23 protein-coding genes are annotated in these 21763 nt (G+C 70.5%); 6 read left to right on the forward strand and 17 right to left on the reverse strand.

The window, feature by feature from the left end:
• Positions 1-22 precede the first annotated feature (22 nt).
• Positions 23-1729, reverse strand: a complete 1707-nt coding sequence (locus ACZ5CR_RS37295; RefSeq protein WP_468866074.1) for a glycerol-3-phosphate dehydrogenase/oxidase — start codon at positions 1727-1729, stop codon at positions 23-25.
• A 239-nt stretch (positions 1730-1968) separates the two neighbouring features.
• Between ACZ5CR_RS37295 and ACZ5CR_RS37300 the strand changes: the two genes are divergently transcribed.
• On the forward strand, positions 1969-3222 hold the full coding sequence (locus ACZ5CR_RS37300) for a nucleotide sugar dehydrogenase (RefSeq protein WP_468866076.1): 1254 nt from the start codon (positions 1969-1971) through the stop codon (positions 3220-3222).
• A 56-nt stretch (positions 3223-3278) separates the two neighbouring features.
• On the opposite strand, the gene ACZ5CR_RS37305 is transcribed toward ACZ5CR_RS37300, so the two are convergent.
• From ACZ5CR_RS37305 to ACZ5CR_RS37320, 4 genes are all read right to left on the reverse strand, one after another.
• On the reverse strand, positions 3279-4403 hold the full coding sequence (locus tag ACZ5CR_RS37305; protein ID WP_383319643.1) for a GuaB3 family IMP dehydrogenase-related protein: 1125 nt from the start codon (positions 4401-4403) through the stop codon (positions 3279-3281).
• A 146-nt stretch (positions 4404-4549) separates the two neighbouring features.
• Positions 4550-6055 carry an IMP dehydrogenase gene (guaB, locus tag ACZ5CR_RS37310; protein ID WP_468866079.1) on the reverse strand — a complete coding sequence of 502 codons (1506 nt, stop codon included), beginning with the start codon at positions 6053-6055 and terminating at the stop codon, positions 4550-4552.
• Positions 6056-6195: 140 nt separating this feature from the next.
• Positions 6196-6771 carry a sigma-70 family RNA polymerase sigma factor gene (locus tag ACZ5CR_RS37315; RefSeq protein WP_389904291.1) on the reverse strand — a complete coding sequence of 192 codons (576 nt, stop codon included), beginning with the start codon at positions 6769-6771 and terminating at the stop codon, positions 6196-6198.
• Between the two features lie 266 nt (positions 6772-7037).
• Complete coding sequence (locus tag ACZ5CR_RS37320) at positions 7038-7649, reverse strand: response regulator transcription factor (RefSeq protein ID WP_003948568.1); 612 nt, start codon at positions 7647-7649, stop codon at positions 7038-7040.
• A 389-nt stretch (positions 7650-8038) separates the two neighbouring features.
• On the opposite strand from ACZ5CR_RS37320, the gene ACZ5CR_RS37325 reads away from it, so the two are divergent.
• Complete coding sequence (locus ACZ5CR_RS37325) at positions 8039-8356, forward strand: WhiB family transcriptional regulator (protein ID WP_383275763.1); 318 nt, start codon at positions 8039-8041, stop codon at positions 8354-8356.
• A gap of 49 nt (positions 8357-8405) precedes the next feature.
• Here ACZ5CR_RS37325 and ACZ5CR_RS37330 read toward each other — a convergent pair whose 3' ends face one another.
• The gene (locus ACZ5CR_RS37330) at positions 8406-9302 is read right to left on the reverse strand and encodes a LysR family transcriptional regulator (RefSeq protein ID WP_468866082.1); all 897 of its coding nucleotides are present in this window, start codon (positions 9300-9302) and stop codon (positions 8406-8408) included.
• A gap of 79 nt (positions 9303-9381) precedes the next feature.
• Between ACZ5CR_RS37330 and ACZ5CR_RS37335 the strand changes: the two genes are divergently transcribed.
• Complete coding sequence (locus tag ACZ5CR_RS37335; protein WP_468866084.1) at positions 9382-10095, forward strand: MOSC domain-containing protein; 714 nt, start codon at positions 9382-9384, stop codon at positions 10093-10095.
• Between the two features lie 9 nt (positions 10096-10104).
• The gene (locus ACZ5CR_RS37340; RefSeq protein ID WP_468866087.1) at positions 10105-10878 is read left to right on the forward strand and encodes an SDR family NAD(P)-dependent oxidoreductase; all 774 of its coding nucleotides are present in this window, start codon (positions 10105-10107) and stop codon (positions 10876-10878) included.
• A 148-nt stretch (positions 10879-11026) separates the two neighbouring features.
• Here the strand turns inward: ACZ5CR_RS37340 and groL are convergent, their stop codons facing one another.
• The 4 genes from groL to ACZ5CR_RS37360 form a co-directional block, all read right to left on the reverse strand.
• Positions 11027-12652, reverse strand: a complete 1626-nt coding sequence (groL, locus tag ACZ5CR_RS37345) for a chaperonin GroEL (protein WP_468866089.1) — start codon at positions 12650-12652, stop codon at positions 11027-11029.
• A gap of 135 nt (positions 12653-12787) precedes the next feature.
• Positions 12788-13096 carry a co-chaperone GroES gene (gene groES / locus ACZ5CR_RS37350; RefSeq protein WP_006347174.1) on the reverse strand — a complete coding sequence of 103 codons (309 nt, stop codon included), beginning with the start codon at positions 13094-13096 and terminating at the stop codon, positions 12788-12790.
• A 187-nt stretch (positions 13097-13283) separates the two neighbouring features.
• Positions 13284-13616, reverse strand: a complete 333-nt coding sequence (locus ACZ5CR_RS37355; RefSeq protein WP_468866091.1) for a hypothetical protein — start codon at positions 13614-13616, stop codon at positions 13284-13286.
• Positions 13613-14605, reverse strand: coding sequence for a polysaccharide deacetylase family protein (locus tag ACZ5CR_RS37360; protein WP_468866093.1), 993 nt, complete (start codon positions 14603-14605; stop codon positions 13613-13615). The genes ACZ5CR_RS37355 and ACZ5CR_RS37360 overlap by 4 nt, the downstream gene beginning before the upstream one ends.
• Before the next feature lie 82 nt (positions 14606-14687).
• Between ACZ5CR_RS37360 and ACZ5CR_RS37365 the strand changes: the two genes are divergently transcribed.
• A complete protein-coding gene (locus ACZ5CR_RS37365) occupies positions 14688-15899 on the forward strand; it encodes a class I SAM-dependent methyltransferase (protein ID WP_468866096.1) in 1212 nt (403 codons plus the stop codon).
• Between the two features lie 121 nt (positions 15900-16020).
• Here the strand turns inward: ACZ5CR_RS37365 and ACZ5CR_RS37370 are convergent, their stop codons facing one another.
• Genes ACZ5CR_RS37370 through ACZ5CR_RS37380 form a run of 3 tightly spaced genes read right to left on the reverse strand, consistent with a single transcriptional unit; the run spans position 16021 to position 18581 of the window.
• Positions 16021-17310 carry an RNA polymerase sigma factor gene (locus ACZ5CR_RS37370; protein ID WP_468866098.1) on the reverse strand — a complete coding sequence of 430 codons (1290 nt, stop codon included), beginning with the start codon at positions 17308-17310 and terminating at the stop codon, positions 16021-16023.
• 56 nt (positions 17311-17366) lie between these two features.
• Complete coding sequence (locus ACZ5CR_RS37375) at positions 17367-17723, reverse strand: YciI family protein (RefSeq protein WP_468866100.1); 357 nt, start codon at positions 17721-17723, stop codon at positions 17367-17369.
• Positions 17724-17765: 42 nt separating this feature from the next.
• Positions 17766-18581 carry an MFS transporter gene (locus ACZ5CR_RS37380; protein ID WP_468866138.1) on the reverse strand — a complete coding sequence of 272 codons (816 nt, stop codon included), beginning with the start codon at positions 18579-18581 and terminating at the stop codon, positions 17766-17768.
• On the opposite strand from ACZ5CR_RS37380, the gene ACZ5CR_RS37385 reads away from it, so the two are divergent.
• Positions 18511-19137, forward strand: a complete 627-nt coding sequence (locus ACZ5CR_RS37385; RefSeq protein ID WP_468866141.1) for a TetR/AcrR family transcriptional regulator — start codon at positions 18511-18513, stop codon at positions 19135-19137. The genes ACZ5CR_RS37380 and ACZ5CR_RS37385 overlap by 71 nt on opposite strands.
• A 22-nt stretch (positions 19138-19159) precedes the next feature.
• On the opposite strand, the gene ACZ5CR_RS37390 is transcribed toward ACZ5CR_RS37385, so the two are convergent.
• From ACZ5CR_RS37390 to tsaB, 4 genes are read right to left on the reverse strand one after another with little or no spacing between them, the layout of a single operon-like run.
• Complete coding sequence (locus tag ACZ5CR_RS37390) at positions 19160-19417, reverse strand: hypothetical protein (RefSeq protein WP_468866102.1); 258 nt, start codon at positions 19415-19417, stop codon at positions 19160-19162.
• The gene (gene tsaD, locus ACZ5CR_RS37395) at positions 19414-20532 is read right to left on the reverse strand and encodes a tRNA (adenosine(37)-N6)-threonylcarbamoyltransferase complex transferase subunit TsaD (protein ID WP_468866104.1); all 1119 of its coding nucleotides are present in this window, start codon (positions 20530-20532) and stop codon (positions 19414-19416) included. The genes ACZ5CR_RS37390 and tsaD overlap by 4 nt, the downstream gene beginning before the upstream one ends.
• A complete protein-coding gene (gene rimI / locus ACZ5CR_RS37400) occupies positions 20525-20998 on the reverse strand; it encodes a ribosomal protein S18-alanine N-acetyltransferase (RefSeq protein WP_468866143.1) in 474 nt (157 codons plus the stop codon). The genes tsaD and rimI overlap by 8 nt, the downstream gene beginning before the upstream one ends.
• 29 nt (positions 20999-21027) lie before the next feature.
• On the reverse strand, positions 21028-21684 hold the full coding sequence (gene tsaB / locus ACZ5CR_RS37405; protein WP_468866105.1) for a tRNA (adenosine(37)-N6)-threonylcarbamoyltransferase complex dimerization subunit type 1 TsaB: 657 nt from the start codon (positions 21682-21684) through the stop codon (positions 21028-21030).
• Between the last annotated feature and the right edge of the window lie 79 nt (positions 21685-21763).

A 21763-nucleotide genomic window follows, 5' to 3' on the forward strand; every position in this document is an offset into this window, starting at 1 on the left:
CCAACCTCACGGGTCAGTACATCTAGAGCGGAACGATGTCCGGCGCCCCCAGCCGCGCCGCGTCCGCCGTCAGGTCGTCCGGCTGCCGCTGCGACTCCCGCTCCGCCTCCACCCGCTTCTCGTAGTGCTGTACCTCCCGCTCCACCTGGTCCTTGTCCCAGCCGAGGACCGGCGCCATCAACTCCGCGCACACCCGCGCACTGCGCGTGCCCCGGTCGAACGTCTCGATCGAGATGCGCGTGCGCCGGGTCAGCACGTCGTCCAGGTGCCGTGCGCCCTCGTGCGACGCGGCATAGACGATCTCGGCGCGCAGATAGTCGTCAGCGGCCGGCAACGGCTCGCCCAGCGTGGGATCGGCCGTGATGAGCGCGAGGACCTCCTCCGCCAGCGATCCGTACCGGTTCAACAGGTGTTCCACGCGCACCACATGAAGGCCTGTGCGGGCCGCGATCCTGGCGCGCGCGTTCCACAGCGCCTTGTACCCCTCGGCGCCGACCAGCGGAATGTCCTCGGTGACACAGTCGGCGACCCGCTGGTCGAGGCCGTGCACCGCCTCGTCCACGGCGTCCTTCGCCATCACGCGGTACGTCGTGTACTTGCCACCCGCGATGACCACGAGGCCCGGCGCCGGATGAGCCACCGTGTGCTCGCGCGACAGCTTGCTCGTGGCGTCCGACTCACCGGCGAGCAGCGGCCGGAGCCCCGCGTACACCCCTTGGACGTCGTCCCGCGAGAGGGGCACGCCGAGCACCGAGTTCACATGCTCGAGGAGATAGTCGATGTCGGCGCTGGACGCCGCCGGATGCGCCTTGTCCAGGTCCCATTCGGTGTCGGTCGTCCCGACGATCCAGTGGCGGCCCCACGGAATGACGAAGAGGACGCTCTTCTCCGTCCGCAGGATGAGACCGGTCGTCGAGTTGATCCGGTCCTTCGGTACGACCAGATGGATGCCTTTGGACGCCCGGACGTGGAACTGACCGCGCTCCCCGACCATCGCCTGCGTGTCGTCCGTCCACACACCGGTGGCGTTGACCACCTGCTTGGCCCGGACCTCGTACTCCCCGCCGCCCTCCACGTCCCGCACCGTGGCGCCGACGACACGTTCGCCCTCGCGCAGGAAGCCGGTCACGCGGGCGCGGTTGGCGACCTTGGCGCCGTACGCCGCCGCTGTGCGCACCAGCGTGGCCACGTAGCGCGCGTCGTCCATCTGCGCGTCGTAGTACTGCATGGCCCCCACCAGGGCGTCCTTCTTCAGACACGGGGCGACGCGCAGGGCGTGACGCCGGGTCAGGTGGCGGTGCATGGGGAGGCCGCGGCCGTGTCCACGCGACATCGACATGGCGTCGTACAACGCGACGCCCGACCCGGCATAGATCCGCTCCCAGCCCTTGTGCTGCAAGGGGTAGAGGAACGGCACCGGCTTCACGAGGTGCGGGGCGAGCCGCTCCAGGAGCAGGCCACGCTCCTTCAGCGCCTCGCGCACCAGCGCGAAGTCGAGCATCTCCAGATAGCGCAGGCCGCCGTGGATCAACTTGCTCGACCGGCTCGACGTGCCCGAAGCCCAGTCCCGTGCCTCGACGAGGCCGGTGGACAGGCCGCGGGTCACGGCGTCCAGTGCGGTGCCCGCACCGACCACTCCCGCGCCCACGACCAGGACATCCAGCTCCCGCTCGGCCATTCCCGCAAGTGACTCGGCGCGCTCCACCGGTCCCAAGGTCGCTGTCCTCATCGCTGCCTCCCGCTAGCTGTCGGGTGTGGTCGCGCTCACATCATGCCCAGATTCTGGCCGTGTCCGCTGAGTTCGGCCGCCGCCTGTGGACAACTCGCGGCCAACACTCCGACGCCCGACACAGCACAATGCCGCGTAACGGTCATATTTACTCCTAGTCTGACATTGCGCTGGTCCACCTTGTCCACAGGGCTTGCGCGCTCGTCCCGCTCCGGCTATTGGGAGGACGGCCCACCGCCATGCCCGCAGATCTCGCCGTCATCGGTCTCGGCCGCCTCGGCCTGCCCCTCGCCCAGGCCGCCGTCTCCGGCGGCATCGCCACCATCGGCTACGACCCGGCCCGCGCCGTCGACCTGGCAAACGGCCGCCTGCCCTGCGACGGCGCCGAGGGAACCCTCACCGCCGCCGATGTCCGCCGGATGCTCTCGGGGGGTTTCCGGCCCACCACAAACCCGGTCGAGCTCGGCCGGGTCCGCACCGCGGTCATCTGCGCTCCCACTCCTCCGGCAGCCGACCGCACCCTCGACCTGAGCCAGGTGGCCGACGCCGCCCGCGCCCTGGCCGCGCGCCTGCGCCCGCACACCACGGTCATCCTCGAGTCACCCGCGTACCCCGGAACCACGGAGGAATTCCTCCGCCCCATCCTCGAAGAGGGCTCGGGACTGCGCGCGGGCCGGGACTTCCACCTGGCGCACTCGCCCGGCCGCCTCGACCCCGGCAACCGCACCCACGGCTACGCGGGCACCCCCAAGGTCATCGGCGGTCTCACCCCGGCCTGCACCGAGTCGGCAGCCGCCTTCTACGGCCGCCTCACCGACAAGGTCGTACGCGCGCGTGGCCCGCGTGAGGCCGAGACCGTGCATCTCCTGGAGACCAACTACCGGCACGTGAACATGGCCCTGGTCAATGAGATGGCCGTGCTCTGCCACGACCTGAGCATCGACCTGTGGGACGTCATCCGCTGCGCCGAGACCAAGCCCTTCGGCTTCCAGGCCTTCCGCCCCGGCCCCGGCGTCGGCGGCCACGGCGTCCCCCTGGACATCCCCGGCCCCGGCCGCGGCACACGCGGCCTGCGCATGGTCGAACTGGCCCAGCAGGTCAACGACCGCATGCCCCGGTACGTGATCCAGCGCTCGGCGACCCTGCTCAACGAGCACGGCAAGTCCGCCCGCGGCGCCCGCGTCCTGCTCCTCGGCGTCACCTACAAGCCCGACCTCGCCGACCAGCAGGGCTCCCCCGCCCAGGAGGTCGCGACCCGCCTGATGGAGATGGGCGCCGCCGTCAGCTACCACGACCCCTACGTGCCCAGCTGGAGCGTGCTCGGCCACCCCGTCCCCCGCGCGGACTCCCTCTACGAAGCCGCGGCCGACGCCGACCTCACGATCCTGCTCCAGCACCACCGCACGTACGACCTGCAAGGTCTCGCCGTGAAGGCCCAGCTGCTCCTCGACACGCGAGGCGCGACCCCGGCGGGCGCGGCCCACCGCCTGTGACGCACGCACGAAGGGCCCCGGTACGAGTACCGGGGCCCTTCGTGGAACAAGAAGCGTTACCGCGAGTGCTGCGAGTCCGCGACCGTCACCTCGACGCGCTGGAACTCCTTGAGCTCGCTGTAGCCCGTCGTCGCCATCGCCCGGCGCAGCGCCCCGAAGAAGTTCATCGAGCCGTCCGGGATGTGCGAGGGACCGCTGAGGATCTCCTCCGTCGTGCCGACCACACCGAGGTCGACGCGCTTGCCGCGCGGCACGTCCTCGTGCACGGCCTCCATGCCCCAGTGGTGCCCCTTGCCGGGCGCGTCCGTGGCGCGCGCCAGCGGGGAGCCGATCATCACCGAGTCGGCGCCGCAGGCGATGGCCTTGGGCAGGTCGCCGGACCAGCCCACGCCGCCGTCCGCGATGACGTGCACGTACCGGCCGCCGGACTCGTCCATGTAGTCACGGCGGGCCGCCGCGACATCCGCGACGGCGGTGGCCATCGGCACCTGGATGCCCAGGACGTTGCGCGTGGTGTGCGCGGCGCCGCCGCCGAAGCCGACGAGGACACCGGCCGCGCCCGTGCGCATCAGGTGCAGCGCCGCGGTGTACGTGGCGCAGCCGCCGACGATGACCGGCACGTCGAGCTCGTAGATGAACTGCTTGAGGTTGAGCGGCTCGGCGGCACCGGAGACGTGCTCGGCGGAGACGGTGGTGCCGCGGATGACGAAGATGTCGACACCGGCGTCCACGACGGCCTTGGAGAACTCCGCGGTGCGCTGCGGGGAGAGCGCGGCGGCGGTGACCACGCCCGAGTCGCGCACCTCCTTGATGCGCTGCCCGATCAGGTCGGCCTGGATCGGAGCCGCGTAGATCTCCTGGAGGCGCCGCGTCGCGTTGTCGGTGTCCAGCTCCGCGATCTCGTCGAGCAGCGGCTGCGGGTCCTCGTACCGCGTCCACAGGCCCTCGAGGTTCAGTACGCCCAGACCACCCAGCTCGCCGATGCGGATCGCGGTCTGCGGAGAGACGACCGAATCCATCGGCGCCGCCAGGAAGGGCAGCTCGAAGCGGTAGGCGTCGATCTGCCAGGCGATCGAGACCTCCTTCGGGTCGCGGGTACGACGGCTCGGCACGACGGCGATGTCGTCGAAGGCGTACGCGCGGCGGCCGCGCTTGCCGCGCCCGATCTCGATCTCAGTCACGTGGGTGGCCCTTCAGCTTTCTTCGGTACTTCGCACTTCTTAGGCACTTGCACTCGGTCTGCCGTTCCAGTATCCCCGACGCGCGCGAAGGGGGCGGCCCCGGGAATCCGGACCGCCCCCACGCGCGCGTGCGCGGCGAAATCGGGTCAGCGCTTGTTCGTGTAGTTCGGCGCCTCGACCGTCATCTGGATGTCGTGCGGGTGGCTCTCCTTGAGGCCCGCGGACGTGATGCGCACGAAGCGGCCCTTGGACTCCATCTCGTCGACGGAGGCGGCGCCCACGTAACCCATCGTCTGGCGCAGGCCGCCGACGAGCTGGTGCAGCACGTTGGCCAGCGGGCCGCGGTAGGGCACCTGGCCCTCGATGCCCTCGGGCACGAGCTTGTCGTCCGAGGAGACCTCCGCCTGGAAGTAGCGGTCCTTCGAGTACGAACGTCCCTGGCCGCGGCCCTGCATGGCACCGAGCGAACCCATGCCGCGGTAGGACTTGAACTGCTTGCCGTTGATGAACATCAGCTCACCCGGCGACTCCTCGCAGCCCGCGAGCAGCGAGCCGAGCATCACGGTGTCGGCGCCGGCGGCCAGCGCCTTGCCGATGTCACCGGAGTACTGGAGGCCGCCGTCGCCGATGACCGGGACTCCGGCCGCACGCGCCGCGACAGCGGCTTCGTAGATGGCGGTGACCTGCGGAACGCCGATTCCGGCGACCACGCGCGTGGTGCAGATGGAACCCGGTCCGACGCCGACCTTGACGCCGTCGACACCGGCGTCGATGAGCGCCTGGGCGCCGTCACGCGTCGCTACGTTGCCACCGATGACGTCGACGTTCACGCCCGACTTGATCTTCGACATCCAGCTCAGGGCGTTGCTGTTGTGCCCGTGCGAGGTGTCGACGATCAGGAAGTCGACCCCGGCGGCGGCAAGGGCCTGCGCGCGCTCAAGTGCCTCGGGGCTCGCGCCGACGGCGGCACCGACGAGGAGACGGCCCTCGGCGTCCTTGGCGGCGTTCGGGTACTGCTCGGCCTTCTTGAAGTCCTTGACGGTGATGAGGCCCTTGAGGACCCCCGCGTCGTCGACGAGCGGCAGCTTCTCGATCTTGTGGCGGCGCAGGAGCTCCATGGCGTCCACACCGCTGATGCCGACCTTGCCGGTCACGAGCGGCATGGGCGTCATGACCTCGCGCACCTGACGGCTGCGGTCGTTCTCGAAGGCCATGTCGCGGTTGGTGACGATGCCGAGCAGCTTGCCCGCCGGGTCGGTCACCGGGACGCCGCTGATGCGGAACTTGGCACAGAGCGCGTCGGCCTCCGCCAGCGTCGCGTCCGGGTGCACGGTGATCGGGTCGGTCACCATGCCGGACTCGGAGCGCTTCACGAGGTCGACCTGGTTGACCTGGTCCTCGATCGACAGGTTGCGGTGCAGCACGCCGACGCCGCCCTGCCGCGCCATGGCGATGGCCATGCGGGCCTCGGTGACCTTGTCCATCGCCGCCGAGAGCAGCGGGATGTTCACGTGGACGTTGCGGGAGATGCGGGACGAGGTGTCGACCGCGTTCGGGAGGACTTCCGACGCGCCCGGCAGCAACAGCACGTCGTCGTAGGTCAGCCCGAGCGTCGCGAACTTCTCGGGCACTCCGTCGACGTTTGCAGTCATGACACCTTCCCCAAATGGCCTTGATCGGTGCGGATGTCCATGCTAACGGGAACCGAGGGTGTCTCATTCCACGATCAAGATCATCGGCTTACTTTGTACGTTCACACGTATACGCACACGTACGCGGCCGAGGCTGCGTACTACTGCTCGGCAAGGGCCCGCAGGCGGCTCAGCGCCCGGTGCTGCGCGACGCGCACGGCGCCCGGGGACATCCCCAGCATCTGCCCGGTCTCCTCGGCGGTGAGCCCGACCGCGATCCTCAGGAGCAGCAGCTCACGCTGGTTCTCCGAGAGGTTGGCCATGAGCTTCTTGGCCCATTCGGCATCGCTACTGAGCAGCGCGCGCTCCTCAGGACCGAGGGAGTCGTCGGGCCGCTCCGGCATCTCGTCCGACGGCACCGCCGTCGAGCCGGGGTGGCGCATCGCCGCGCGCTGCAGGTCGGCGACCTTGTGCGCCGCGATCGCGAAGACGAACGCTTCGAAGGGGCGCCCCGTGTCCTTGTACCGCGGCAGGGCGAGAAGGACCGCGACGCAGACTTCCTGCGCCAGGTCCTCGACGAAGTGCCGTGCGTCACCGGGCAGTCGAGAGAGCCGCGTGCGGCAGTACCGCAGCGCCAGAGGGTGCACATGAGCCAGGAGATCGTGCGTCGCCTGGTCATCACCCTCGACCGCGCGAAGGACGAGGGCACCGATCACCGTCGTCTTGTCATCGCGCATCGGTCCATGGTGCCTTGGCGCTGATTGATCCGTGGCACCACGTCCGTAGTTGTGCACCGAAGCGTTATGAGCAGGTGCGCCGGAACTCATCTCGTGCGCCCTCCCCTCCCGCTCGACCGACCTGTCCCCGAGGAACTCCACACCTCAAGGATGCGGCATCGGCGGCGAAGCAACGGCAACCGCTCCCGAGAAAGGGAGCGACGGGCGTCCGTCACCCCGCCCACCACACAGCGGGCGGGGGTCGCCGTGCCCGCACGGCGGCACACCTATCGGACCAGGCCCCAGCGGAAACCGAGCGCCACGGCGTGCGCGCGGTCCGAGGCGCCGAGCTTCTTGAACAACCGCCTGGCGTGGGTCTTGACCGTGTCCTCGGAGAGAAAAAGCTCACGTCCGATCTCGGCGTTGGACCGGCCGTGGCTCATGCCCTCGAGCACCTGGATCTCACGCGCGGTGAGTGTGGGCGCCGCGCCCATCTCGGCCGAACGCAGTCTGCGCGGAGCCAGTCGCCACGTCGGGTCGGCGAGCGCCTGCGTGACGGTCGCGCGCAGCTCGGCGCGCGAGGCGTCCTTGTGCAGATAGCCGCGGGCACCGGCGGCGACCGCGAGCGCGACACCGTCCAGATCCTCGGCCACGGTGAGCATGATGATGCGCGCACCGGGGTCGGCGGACAGCAGCCGCCGGACCGTCTCGACGCCGCCCAGACCGGGCATGCGTACGTCCATCAAAATCAAGTCCGAGCGGTCGGCGCCCCAGCGGCGGAGGACTTCCTCGCCGTTGGCCGCTGTCGTCACGCGCTCGACGCCGGGCACGGTCGCGACCGCGCGGCGGAGCGCCTCTCGGGCAAGCGGGGAGTCGTCGCAGACGAGGACGGATGTCATGACTGTCCTCCGCGGCTCTCACAGCTGCTGCGCGTCACCTTGAGCCTCCAGGCTGGTACATATTCGTCACCTGCGCGGTTGACGCTCTCGGACATGTGCCCGAGCGCTTCTTCTTTCAACCGCCTCGCACACTCAACGACGGTCACCCGAAAGAGTTACGGGGCGGTCGGCCTCGTTCGGCACTCTACGTGAGGGCGCGGACACAGAGCAGGCGGCGCAAGAGACCCTCAACCTTTCATCACAACCCATGCCCCATTTAGCCGCTTTCCTTCCCTTTTGCTGGTGTCTGTGGCTAGATTTTCCAATGAGTCATATTTTCATCTCCTTAGACAGTAGATGTACGGTCATGGGCACCGTATCCGCGCATAACGGCTACCAGGAGACAAGCAATGGCAGATTTCTCCCGCCTTCCCGGACCGAACGCAGATCTCTGGGACTGGCAGCTCCTCGCGGCCTGCCGCGGCGTCGACAGCTCGCTCTTCTTCCATCCCGAGGGCGAGCGGGGCGCGGCACGCAGCGCGCGTGAGAACTCCGCCAAGGAGGTCTGCATGCGGTGCCCGGTACGTGCGGAGTGCGCCGCTCACGCCCTCGCGGTACGGGAGCCGTACGGCGTCTGGGGCGGGCTCACCGAGGACGAGCGCGAGGAGCTCATGGGCCGTGCCCGCAACCGCCTCGTCACGACGTCCGCACCGTCGGCATCGGCCTGAAGGAACGTTTCTTCATAGGCGCACCCGACAGGACAGGACGGAGGCGCACTCAGCGCTCCGCGGCCCTCGCGAGGTGGTCGAGCGTGGCGGCCACCGCGGGCACCTGTGCCAGATCCGGCAGGGTGAGCGCCACGATCTCGCGCTGGACGGCGGGCTCCACCGTCACTGTGCGTGCACCTTTGGGGCGCACGGACTCGATGGCGAGCTCGGGCAGCACCGCCACTCCCAGGCCCGCGCCGACCAGGCCGATCACCGCCGGATAGTCGTCGGTCGCGAAATCGATGCGGGGCACGAAACCCGCCCCTTCGCAGACCTCGACCAGCTGCCTGCGACAGCGCGGACAGCCCGCGATCCACGGCTCGTCGGCCAGTTCCCCGATGGCGACCGCATCCGCCTTGGCGAGCCGGTGCCCCTCGGGCACGAGACCGACGAGCCGGTCGGCGAGCAGGGGACGGACGACCAGGTCGTCCCACTCCTCGGCGGCGGACGCGCCGTCGTAGCGGAAGGCGAGCGCCACGTCGCAGTCGCCCTCGCGCAGCATCTCGACCGAGCGCGGCGGTTCGGCCTCCACGAGCGAGACCCGGGTGCCGGGGTGCGCGGCGCGCAGGGCGGCGAGCGCGCTCGGCACCAGCGTCGAGCTGCCGCTGGGGAAGGAGACGAGGCGGACCCGGCCCGCCCGCAGGCCCGCGATGGCGGCGACCTCCTCCTCGGCGGCGGTCAGACCGGCCAGGATCCCGGCGGCGTGCCGGACCAGGGCCTCGCCCGCCTGGGTCAGGCGCATCTCGCGGCCCGTGCGGATCAGCAGCGTCGTGCCGGCGGAGGCTTCGAGTGCCTTCATCTGCTGGCTGACGGCCGGCTGGGTGCAGCCGAGGTCGCGCGCCGCGGCCGAGAAGGAGCCGGTGGCGGCGACCGCACGCAGGACGCGGAGATGGCGGGCCTCAATCATGGATCAAGCATAAGTGACGCTTGGATCAGACGCCCAATAATGCGTCGACGCTTTGAGTGGACGCGCCTAGCCTTCCGTCATGAAGCTTCTCTCTGTGAATACGGGCCGGTTCAAGGCCGTGGAGTACACGGACGCTCCCTCGGGCGGCACCGGCATCGACAAGCGACCCGTCGAAGGAGCCGTACGGGTGGTGGCTCCCGGCCCGAAGGGGGTCGCCGGGAGTGGGCTCGCCGGGGACGACGTCTGCGATCTGCGGCACCACGGCGGTGACGACCAGGCGGTGTACGCCTACGCGCGCGAGGACCTCGACGCGTGGGAACGCCTGCTCGGCCATCCGCTCGCGGGCGGCTCCTTCGGCGAGAACCTCACGACGTCCGGGATCGACGTGAGCGGCGCGAAGATCGGCGAGCGCTGGCGCGTCGGCCCCGATCTGCTCCTCGAAGTGACATCGGGCCGCATCCCCTGCCGGACGTTCCAGGGCCATCTCGGGGAGAGCGGATGGGTCAAGCGCTTCACGCGGCAGGGGGCTCCCGGCGCCTATCTGCGGGTGATCGAACCGGGTGAGATCCGCGGCGGGGACACGATCGAGATCGTGCACAGGCCGGAGCACGACGTCACCGTGTCCCTCCAGTTCAGGGCCGTCACGACGGAGCGCAACCTGCTGCCGGACCTGCTCGCCGCGGGCGAAGCGCTGCACTCCGAGTTGATCGAGACGGCCCGGAAGCACGTGGAGAAGTACGGGGGCGGTCCTGGAGGCCGTCCGGGCGACACAGCGGTCACCGGTTCTCACTAGCCTTGGGCCATGACTACGGCTCTGATTACGGGATCGACCGCCGGTATCGGCGCGGCCTTCGCCCGGCGCCTCGCCGGTGACGGCCACAACTTGGTCCTGGTGGCACGGAACACCGAGCGGCTGCGCGAGCAGGCGACCGAACTGCACGACCGGCACGGCATCGAGGCGGAGGTCCTCACCGCGGACCTCGCGACGGACGACGGGATCGCCGCCGTCGAGAAGCGGCTCGCGGACCGCAGGAGTCCGGTCGACCTCCTTGTGAACAACGCCGGGTTCGGCAACAAGGGCCAGTACCTGGAAGTGTCGATCGAGGACGAGCTGACGATGCTCAAGGTGCACTGCGAGGCGGTGCTCCGGCTTACGTCGGCGGCGACGGAGTCGATGCGCGAGCGGGGCCGCGGCGGCGTCGTCAACGTCGCGTCGGTGGCGGCGTTCGTGCCGCGCGGTACCTACGGCGCGTCGAAGGCCTGGGTCGTGCAGTTCACGCAGGGAGCGGCGAAGGATCTGGCCGGTTCCGGGGTGCGTCTCATGGCCCTGTGCCCCGGATTCGTACGGACCGAGTTCCATGAGCGCGCCGGGATGGGCACGTCCAACATCCCCAAGTGGATGTGGCTCGACGCGGACAAGCTGGTCGGGGCGGCGCTGGCCGACCTGTCGCGCGGCAAGACCCTCTCCATCCCGGACCCGCGGTACAAGGCATTGATGGGAGTGGTGAAGGTGACGCCGAGGGCACTGCTCGGCGGAGTGACGTCACGGACGGGACGGAAGTACGGCCCGCAGTAGACGGAAGTACGGCCGCAGCAAGGAGAGCGCCCCTTAAGGGGCGCGGGGAACTGCGCGACAAGCCACGACGGCCCGCACCCACAAACGCACGGAGGCCCGGCACCCCCAAAGCGGGGTGCCGGGCCTCCGTCACAGCTACGCGCGAGCGTCAGTGGGAGTGACCGTGGCCGTGGCCACCGGCGTCGCCCTCTTCCTCGGCCGGCTTCTCGACGACCAGGGTCTCGGTCGTGAGGAGCAGCGAGGCGATGGACGCGGCGTTCTCCAGGGCGGAGCGGGTGACCTTGACCGGGTCGATGACGCCGGCCTTGACCAGGTCGCCGTACTCACCGGTCGCGGCGTTGAAGCCGAAGCCCTTGTCGAGCTCGGCGACCTTCGAGGTGATGACGTAGCCCTCGAGGCCGGCGTTCTCGGCGATCCAGCGCAGCGGCTCGACGGCGGCGCGGCGGACGACGGCGACACCGGTGGCCTCGTCGCCCTCCTTGCCGAGGGAGTCGCCCAGCACCTTGGCGGCGTGCACCAGAGCGGAGCCACCACCGGAGACGATGCCCTCCTCGACCGCGGCGCGGGTCGCGGAGATGGCGTCCTCCAGACGGTGCTTCTTCTCCTTGAGCTCGACCTCGGTGGCTGCGCCGACCTTGATCACGCAGACGCCACCGGCGAGCTTCGCCAGGCGCTCCTGCAGCTTCTCGCGGTCCCAGTCCGAGTCCGTGGACTCGATCTCGGCCTTGATCTGGTTGACGCGGCCCGCGACCTCGGAGGCGTCGCCGCCACCGTCGACGACGGTGGTGTCGTCCTTCGTGACGGTCACGCGGCGCGCGGTGCCGAGCACGTCGAGGCCGACCTGGTCGAGCTTGAGGCCGACCTCTTCGGCGATGACGGTGGCACCGGTGAGGGTGGCGAGGTCACCGAGCATGGCCTTGCGGCGGTCGCCGAAGCCGGGGGCCTTCACCGCGACGGCGTTGAAGGTGCCACGGATCTTGTTCACGACCAGGGTCGACAGGGCTTCGCCCTCGACGTCCTCGGCGATGATCAGGAGCGGCTTCGAGGCGTTGGTCTGGATGACCTTCTCGAGCAGCGGCAGGAGGTCCTGGATGGAGGAGATCTTGCCCTGGTGGATCAGGATGTACGGGTCGTCGAGGACGGCCTCCATACGCTCCTGGTCGGACACCATGTACGGCGACAGGTAGCCCTTGTCGAAGGCCATGCCCTCGGTGAAGTCGAGCTCAAGACCGAAGGTGTTGGACTCCTCGACGGTGATGACACCGTCCTTGCCGACCTTGTCCATCGCCTCGGCGATGAGCTCGCCGACCTGCGGGTCCTGGGCGGACAGACCGGCGACGGCCGCGATGTCGGCCTTGTCGTCGATCGGGCGCGCGGTCGCGAGGAGCTCGTCGGAGACGGCCTTGACGGCGGCGTCGATGCCCTTCTTCAGGGCGGCCGGGGAGGCGCCGGCGGCTACGTTGCGCAGGCCTTCCTTGACCAGGGCCTGGGCGAGCACGGTCGCGGTGGTGGTGCCGTCACCCGCGATGTCGTTGGTCTTGGTCGCCACCTCCTTGACGAGCTGCGCGCCGAGGTTCTCGTACGGGTCGTCGATCTCGACCTCGCGGGCGATCGTGACACCGTCGTTGGTGATGGTGGGGGCGCCGAACTTCTTGTCGATGACGACGTTGCGGCCGCGGGGACCGATCGTCACCTTGACCGTGTCGGCAAGCTTGTTGACGCCGCGCTCAAGGGCGCGACGGGCGTCCTCGTCGAACTTCAGGATCTTCGCCATGGGAGCGATTCAGCCCTCTCGAAAACTCGGGTTAACGAACTGCGCCCCTCGCCGCCCGGCAATCAGCGGGGTGACCAGGGGCGCAACTCAAAAGCAAATCTGCTGGTGAAGCAGGTAAAGCCGTGAAGCGGTGAATTACTTCTCGACGATCGCGAGCACGTCGCGAGCCGAGAGGACGAGGTACTCGTCGCCGTTGTACTTCACCTCGGTGCCGCCGTACTTGCTGTACAGCACGACGTCGCCGACCTTGACGTCGAGCGGCAGGCGCTCGCCGTTCTCGAAGCGGCCCGGGCCCACGGCGAGGACAGCACCCTCCTGGGGCTTCTCCTTCGCGGTGTCCGGAATGACCAGGCCGGAGGCCGTGGTCTGCTCGGCGTCGAGCGGCTGGACCACAATGCGGTCCTCAAGCGGCTTGATGGCAACCTTGGAGCTTGCGGTCGTCACGATCCGGTCTCCCCCTTCGGAGATCTACGGGGTTAACAGTCTGGGGTGGCGACCAGGTGGATCCGTCGTCGCGGGTGCCGGACCTGCCCGTCGCTGGTTGGCACTCTCCAGTGGTGAGTGCCAAGGCCGAGACTAGGACGGCGATTAGCACTCGGTCAAGCGGAGTGCCAATTCACTGACGCGGGTCTTATGGAAGTTCCTGCGGGAGAGGGGTGCCTTGCGGGGGCACGGAGGGTGCCGTGCGCCCGTCCCGGCAACGCTTTCCGTACTCCGGAGGTTCCGGCTCCGGCCCCGCCTCCCCCGCCGCGTGCCCGTGCCGCCCCGCGTCCGCCGGTCCGGCGGCCGGGGCGCAGTCGGGCGACGACGTCGGTTTGCGCGGCGGGACCTTCTCCGCCGCTTTTCTGCCGAGGCGCTCGATCGGGTCCACCGACTGCGCGCACCCGGTGAGCAGCGCGGGCGCGAGCACGCCGACCGCGAGCGCCGCCGCGAAGCAGCGGTGCGCCCGCGCCCGCCGGGTCACAGGTAGTCCTCGAGCCTGGCCACCGCGTACCCCTTGTCGGTGACCGTCTTCATGACCTTGCGGATCATGTCCGGCATCGTGCCCTTCCAGTCCTCGCGCCCCCGGAAGTGCGTGAGGATGATGTCGCCGGGGTGCAGGTCCCGGTCCCACTCGCGCCACTCCATGTGGTCGGCGAAGGCCTCGGACGCCCACAGCGGCACGGCCTTGATCCCGCAGGACTTGGCGGCACGCAGGGTGTCCACGTTGTAGTTGCCGTACGGCGGCCGGAAGAGTTCGGGCCGCTTGCCGTAGCGCTTGTGGATGATGTTTTGCATGCCGCAGATCTCGCGCCGCTGGCCCTCGTACGAAAGCCCCGGCAGATAGCGGTGGTTGAGGGTGTGGTTGTTCAGCGTGACGCCGCGGGACTGCATCTTCTTGAAGTAGCCGTAGTCCTCCTTGACCAGATAGTCACTGAGGAACGCGGTGTACGGGATCTTCAGTTCGCCCATCATCTTGAGCAGCGCCGGGTCCTTCTCGGCGCCGTCGTCGATGGTCAGGAAGACGACCTTCTTCTTGGTCGGGATGGTCGTGAAGACGGGCGGCAGACTCGCCTGCCCCTTGACCTCGAACCCCTTGCGCGTGGTGATCCTCGCCTTCGCGGCGGGGGCGGCCGGCGCGGTCAGCGGGGTCTTCGCCAGGCCCCAGCGTTTCGCGGCGGCGGCGCGCGCGACCTCGGCGACGCGCAGTTTCTGGGCGTAGGAGTCGAGGGCGCGGGCGGGCGGCGCGTCCAGGCGCTGCTGACCGGGTGCGGGGTTGGCTCCCCCGTCGGCGCCCGAGGCGCAGCCGGAGGCGATCGCGGCGACGACGAGCACGGCCGCCCCGGCCCGCACCCGGCCCCTCGCCCGGCCGCGCGCCGAACCCCTCGCGCGACCCACCCGATCCCGCGCCCGACCCCACCCCCGGCTCTTCCGTCTTGCACTGAATTTGTCGTTTTGTCGTACCAGTTGCATGGCGCCGGATCTTTGCAGCTCACGGCCCTGCCACCGGGCCGACACCGCCGCCGGGCGCGCACCATCCACCGACTGGCCCACAATGGACCGGGTGAACGACCTCGACTCCGCCCTGGCCTCCTTCTCCGCGCTGCTGACCGCCGAAGGCCGGTCGCTGCTCGATCTCGACGAGGTGCGGGAGGCCGATCCGGCCCGGGAGCTCGCCGTCGCCACCCGCCTGCGCCGCGAGCATCCGGCGGATCTCGTCACCGCGGTGCTCGCGCAGGCGCGGCTGCGGCGGCGTGCGGTGGCGAAGTTCGGCGCCGATGACGCGGGGCGGATGTTCTTCACTCCGAACGGCGTCGAACAGGCGACGCGCACGAGCGTGGCCGTGCACCGCGCCGAGAGCTTCAAGTCCCTCGGCGTACGGAGCGTGGCCGATCTGTGCTGCGGCATCGGCGGCGACGCGATCGCCCTCGCCCGGGCCGGAATCGCCGTCCTCGCCGTCGACCGTGACCCGCTGACGTGCGCGGTGGCGCGGGCGAACGCGGACGCGCTGGGGCTCTCCGACCTCATCGAGGTGCGCGAGGCCGATGTCACCGAGGTCGACACAGCCGCGTACGACGCCGTCTTCGTGGACCCCGCACGGCGTGGCGGGCGGGGCCGCATCTTCGACCCCGAGGCCTACTCGCCGCCCCTCTCCTGGGCCGTCCAGGCCGCCCGCAAGGCCCCGCACGCGGCGCTGAAGATCGCCCCCGGCATTCCGCACGAGGCGGTTCCCGCCGAGGCCGCGGCGGAGTGGATCTCGGACGGCGGGGACGTGAAGGAGGCCGTGCTGTGGTTCGGCACGGACACCCCGTCGTCGCACCGCGCGACGCTGCTGCCATCGGGCGCGTCCCTGTGGTCCTCGCTCGACGCGATGCTGCCGGATCCCGGGGTGCGGCCGGTGGGCCGCTATCTGTACGAGCCGGACGGCGCCGTCATCCGCGCGCACCTGGTGGCGGAGGTGGCCGCGCGGGTGGAGGGCGGCCTCATCGACGAGACCATCGCGTACGTCACCTCCGACTCGCTGCACGCGACGCCGTACGCGGTGGCGTACGAGATCACCGATCAACTGCCCTTCGGCGTGAAGAAGTTGAAGGCGGTGCTGCGGGAGCGGGAGGTCGGGATCCTGACGGTGAAGAAGCGGGGGTCCGCGGTGGAGCCGGAGGAGCTGCGGCGGAAGGTGAAGCCGCGGGGGGCCAACTCGGCGACCGTGTTCCTCACCCGGGTGGCGGGGGCGCCGACGATGTTGATCGGGCGGCCGGTCGCATAGTTCAGCCCTCCGGCGTCCGAGGAACGGGCTCTGGGGCGGAGCCCCGGTTCCAGGAAGGGGCGGGATGGGGCGGGATGGGGGAAAGCCCCCGCAGAGCTCCCGCAGGACCCCGCAGAGCCCCCTACCCGCACCCGTCCGCCCGCCCCAGCAGCAACTCCCGCTCCCGCTCATTGCGCGTAAGCCCCGCCGCCCGCTCGAACTCCTCCCGCGCCTGAGCCACCCGCCCGAGCCTCATCAGCAGGTCGCCCCGCACGCTCGGCAGCAAGTGGTAGTCCTTCAGGGCGGGTTCGTCCGCGAGCGCGTCCACCAGGCGCAGCGCCTGCGCCGGTCCCGAGGCCATCGACACCGCCACCGCGCGGTTCAGTTCGACCACCGGTGACGGAGCGCGGGCGGCAAGGAGTCCGTACAGCGTGACGATCCGGGGCCAGTCCGTCTCCTCGTACGAAGGGGCGTTCGCGTGGCAGGCGGCGATCGCGGCCTGGAGTGCGTACGGTCCTGCCGCGCCCGGAGCCGCCGAGTGTGCGCGGGCGAGCGCCGCGAAGCCCCGCCGGATCAGCGGCCGGTTCCAGTGGCGGCGGTCCTGGTCGGCGAGGAGCACCGGCTCACCCTCGGGGCCCGTCCGCGCCGCCGCGCGGGACGCCTGGAGCTCCAACAGCGCCGCGAGACCGTGCACTTCGGCCTCCCGCGGCATCAGCGCGGCCAGCACACGGGCCAGACGCAGGGCGTCCTCGCACAGGGAGGGGCGCAGCCAGTCGTCGCCCGCCGTGGCCGCGTACCCCTCGTTGAAGATGAGGTAGATGACTTCGAGCACCGACCCGAGCCGGGCCTCGCGTTCGGCTCCGTACGGCACTTCAAAGGGCACGCCCTTGGTGGCGAGGGTGCGTTTGGCGCGCACGACTCGCTGGGCCACCGTCGCCTCGGGGACCAGCATCGCGCGGGCGATCTCCCCTGTCGTGAGGCCGCCGAGCAGCCGCAGCGTGAGTGCGATGCGGGCCTCGGCGGAGAGCACGGGGTGGCAGGCGGTGAAGACGAGGCGCAGGAGGTCGTCGTCGAGGTCGGCGGGTTCGTCCACGTGGGGCGGGGCCGTCTCCAGGTCGCGGCCCATCTCCTGAAGCTTGCTCGCGTAGCGCTCCCTGCGGCGTACGAGGTCGATGGCGCGGCGCTTGGCGGTGGTCATCAGCCAGGCGCCCGGGTTGTCGGGGACGCCGGTGCGCGGCCACTGTTCGAGGGCGGCGACCAGCGCGTCCTGCGCGAGCTCCTCCGCGATGCCCACGTCGCGCACGATCCGCGCGACACCGGCGATGAGGCGCGGGGACTCGATCCGGAAGACGGTCTCGACCGCGCGGTCGGGGGCCTGTGGAACGCCGCCGGGGGTCTCGGGGCGGGGATGCTCTGGGGAGTGGGCCGTCACGGCCACCCATCAGAGCACCCCCGCGGCCGCGCCGCAAAGGACCGGCGTCTGCCGCGTCAGCCCTCGATGATCTCCCTGACCTCCGCCGTCACGGTCCACTTCTCGTCATGGGTCTTCAGGAACCGGCTCGCCCACTCGATCGCCTCGGCCTTGTCCTTGCACTGCGTGATCGAGTAGCCGCCGACGACCTCCTTCGCCTCGGTGAACGGCCCGTCCGTGACGGACACTTGGCCGCCCTTCCAGTGCACCTGAGTGGTCTGGGCACTCGGGGTGAGGCCCGCGGTGTCGAGCATCACCCCGGCCTTGGTGATCTCTTCGAGGAGCTCGCCCATACGCTCGCCCATCTCGGGGCTCGGGCCGCCCTCGGGGGCGTTCTTCTCGTCGATGCGGATCATCGTCAGATAGCGCGGCATGATGGTCGTTCCCTTCGGCTGTCGGCGGGCATCCCCCGCCTCTCACCCCTGCGTCGAACGGGAGACGCCCGGATCGACATCGTCTCCGAGATTCTTCTGACTTTCTTCCGGAGCGGGCGCGCCCAAGGACGTTTCCGTGGCCGCGGGCCGTGCGGGCCTGCGCGCCGGATGCAGCACCGCCGTGGCCACCGCCGCCGCCACGAGCAGCGCGGCGGCCACGCCGAACGCCGTCGCGTATCCGTCCGCGAGCGCGCCCGGCCCCCGGCCGGATCCCGTGGACCCCATGGACCCCGTGACGCCCGACGCCACCGTCACGAGCACCGCGAGCCCCAGCGAACCGCCCAGCTGGCGCGAGCTGTTGAGCAGCCCCGATGCCATGCCGGTCTCCTCGGCGGCGACACCGGACGTCGCCGCCGTCCCCAGCGGCACGAAGCACATGCCGATGCCGACGCTCGCCACCAGCGAGGGTCCAAGAATGGATCCCAGGAAGGTGCCGTCAGGGCCGACGGTGAGGGCGAACCACACGAACCCCGCCGCCCCGAGGAGGCCGCCGGTCACCAGAATCGCGCGCTCCCCGAAGCGCCCGGCCGTGCGCGCCGAGATCACCGACCCGGCGACGACGCCCGCGCAGAACGGCAGGAACGCCGCCCCCGCCCGCGTCGATCCGTACGACATGACCTCCTGGAGGTAGAGCGGTCCAGAGGGATCAGGCCCAGGCCCGGACAAAACACGCCCAGGCCCGGAGAAATCAGGCGGCGAAAAGAAGAAGCGTGGCCGCCCGAGCCGCATCGACCTCGACACGATCGTCGGCATCGCGCGCCGCATCCTCCAGGAGGAGGGCGTCGCGGCGCTGAGCATGCGCCGGGTGGCCAAGGAGGTCGGCACGACCCCGATGGCGCTCTACCACCACGTACGCGACAAGGACGAGCTCCTGATGCTCACCCTGTCGGGGACCGCCGACTCGGTCCCGCGCCCCGAACTCCCCGACGATCCGCGCGAGAGGCTGCTCGCGGTCTCCCTGCACATGCACGGCGCGCTGGCGCGGATGCCCTGGGTGGTCGAGGTGCTGAGCCTGGGCGACCTCACCGACAAGGGCGCCCTGTGGATGGTCGAGGAGATCATCGACTGCTCCCTCGCCTGCGGACTGACACAGTCCCAGGCCGTCGCCGCTTACCGCACGATCTGGACTTGCGTCTACGGCGATCTGGCTTTCCGTCAGGCGATGGCCCGCCGCGCCGAGGAGCCGGACCGCAGGCGCTACTTCCCCGACATGCTCACGGAAGCGGACGCCGCCGAACTGCCCCACATGAGCGCACTCGCCGACCGCTGGCTGGAACTGACGGCGGAGTACGACGCGTCCACGCAACTGGGAGCCGTCATCGACGGGCTGCTGGGACAGGCGGCCCGCCCCTGACCCCCGCCGACGTACTCCGCGTTCAGCCGAGCCCGACCGACTCGAAGCGCCACCGGTGCACCGCCCGCGTCACCAACTCCGGCGCGGGCTCCGGGATTTCGGGGAGATCGGCGTCGTACGGCGCGTCCCACCAGGTCAGGACGAGGACCCGGTCCTGCGGGGCACGGAAGCTCTCCCGCCGCACGGGCTCACCGTCAAGGACCTGCGCCCGCGCCCACGCGAGCAGTTCCTCGCCCCGTCCGTCCGTGGCGCGGGCCTCCCACATCAGCGCGACCGTCACGAGTACAGGTTCTCCTTGCTGACCTCGTGCACGTGGTCGTGCGCGTGCGTGTGCGTGTGCGAGTGGCCCGGGACGTGCGGTTCCGTCACCGGCAGGGAGGAGTCCGCCGACAGGTCCCAGTCGGACGCCGAGCGGTTGCGCGCCACCATCTCCGCGCCGAGCGCGGCCACCATCGCGCCGTTGTCCGTGCACAGCTTCGGGCGCGGCACCCGCAGCCGGATCCCGGCCGCCTCGCACCGCTCCTGGGCGAGCGCGCGCAGCCGCGTGTTGGCCGCCACGCCGCCGCCGATCATCAGGTGGTCCACGCCCTCGTCCTTGCAGGCCCGCACGGCCTTGCGGGTCAGCACGTCGACGACCGCCTCCTGGAAGGACGCCGACACGTCGCGGACGGGAACCTCCTCGCCCGCGGCCCGCTTGGCCTCGATCCAGCGCGCGACGGACGTCTTGAGTCCTGAGAAGGAGAAGTCGTACGCCGGGTCGCGCGGCCCTGTGAGGCCGCGCGGGAAGGTGATCGCGTTCGGGTCGCCCTCCTTCGCGTACCGGTCGATGACGGGACCGCCGGGGAAGCCCAGGTTGAGCACCCGCGCGATCTTGTCGAAGGCCTCGCCCGCCGCGTCGTCGATGGTCGCGCCCAGGGGACGTACGTCCGACGTGATGTCGGTGGAGAGCAGCAGCGAGGAGTGGCCGCCGGAGACGAGCAGCGCCATCGTCGGCTCGGGCAGCGCGCCGTGTTCAAGCTGGTCGACGCAGATGTGCGACGCCAGGTGGTTGACGCCGTAGAGCGGCTTGCCGAGCGCGTACGCGTACGCCTTGGCCGCCGATACGCCCACGAGCAGCGCGCCCGCGAGACCGGGCCCCGCGGTCACCGCGATGCCGTCCAGGTCCTTCGCCGACACCCCCGCCTCCTTCAGGGCACGGTCGATGGTCGGCACCATCGCCTCCAGGTGCGCGCGCGAGGCGACCTCGGGCACGACCCCGCCGTAGCGCGCGTGCTCGTCGACGCTGGAGGCGATGGCGTCGGCGAGCAGGGTGGTGCCGCGGACGATGCCGACGCCGGTCTCGTCACAGGAGGTCTCGATGCCGAGAACGAGGGGTTGGTCGCGCGAGTCAGCCATGGGTGTCGGTTCCTTGTACGGATGTCGATGGGTCGGTCAGGCGCATCACCAGGGCGTCCACGTTGCCCGGCTGGTAGTAGCCGCGCCTGAAGCCGATGGGCTCGAAGCCGAAGCGCTCGTACAGCTTCTGCGCCCGTGTGTTGTCCACCCGCACCTCGAGGAGGACCTCGGCGCACTCGAAGGCGGTCGCCGCGCGCAGCAGATCGGTCAGGAGCCGGGAGCCGAGCCCGGTGCGCCGATGGCTCGGGGCCACCGCGATGGTCTGTACGTCGGCCTGGTCGCCGGAGGAGGCGAGTCCCGCGTACCCGACGATCTGCCCCTCGTCCGTCGCCACCACATAGCGGCGGCTGGCCAGCGGCCCGCGCGCGTGGGAGAGCTCGGACCAGAACATGCCGCGCGACCAGGTGTCGTCCGGGAAGAGCTCCTTCTCAAGGACGTAGACGGGCTCGATGTCCCACCAGCGCATCTCGCGCAGGACAGCTGTCGTCACGGATGTCACTTGGGGGTGACCACCTTGTAGTTTTTGGGGACCTGCGCGTCGGGGCGGCGCAGGTACAGCGGCCTGGGGGCCAGCAGCTCCTCGCCCGCGGCGAGCTTCTGGGCGGCGAGCGAGGCCAGCGAGGCCGCCGACACGTTCTCGGGGGCGCGGGCGTCGGGGAACGTTTCGGGGTAGAGCACCGCGCCGGCGCCGACGGCGGGCAGGCCCGCCACCTCGTCCGCGATGTCGGCGGGGCGGTCCACGGCGGCCTCGGTGAGGCGGGTGCGCGGGTCCGCGTACCGCGCCCAGTAGACCTCCTTGCGCCGCGCGTCCGTGGCGACGACGAAGGGCCCGCTCTCGATGCCGGACTCGTGCGCGAGGCCGTCGAGCGTGCACACGCCGTGCACCGGCACGCCGAGCGCGAGGCCGAAGGTCTCGGCGGTCATCAGGCCGACGCGAAGACCGGTGTAGGGGCCGGGGCCCACGCCGACGACGATGTCGGTCACGGCGTCGAGTTTCAGCCCCGCGTCGGCGAGCACCCGGTCGACGGCGGGAAGCAGCAGCTCACCGTGGCGGCGGGCGTCCACCTGACTGGAGGCTGCGACGACGGACGAGCCGTCGTGCAGCGCGACGGTGACGGCGGGGGTGGCGGTATCCAGAGCGAGCAAGAGCACGCGAATAGCCTACGGCTCCGGCGCCCGCAGCACGGCCGACCGAACAAGCCGCACACCTGCTGCTAACGTCACCCCATAG

The sequence above is a fragment of the Streptomyces sp. NPDC031274 genome, assembly GCF_055570235.1.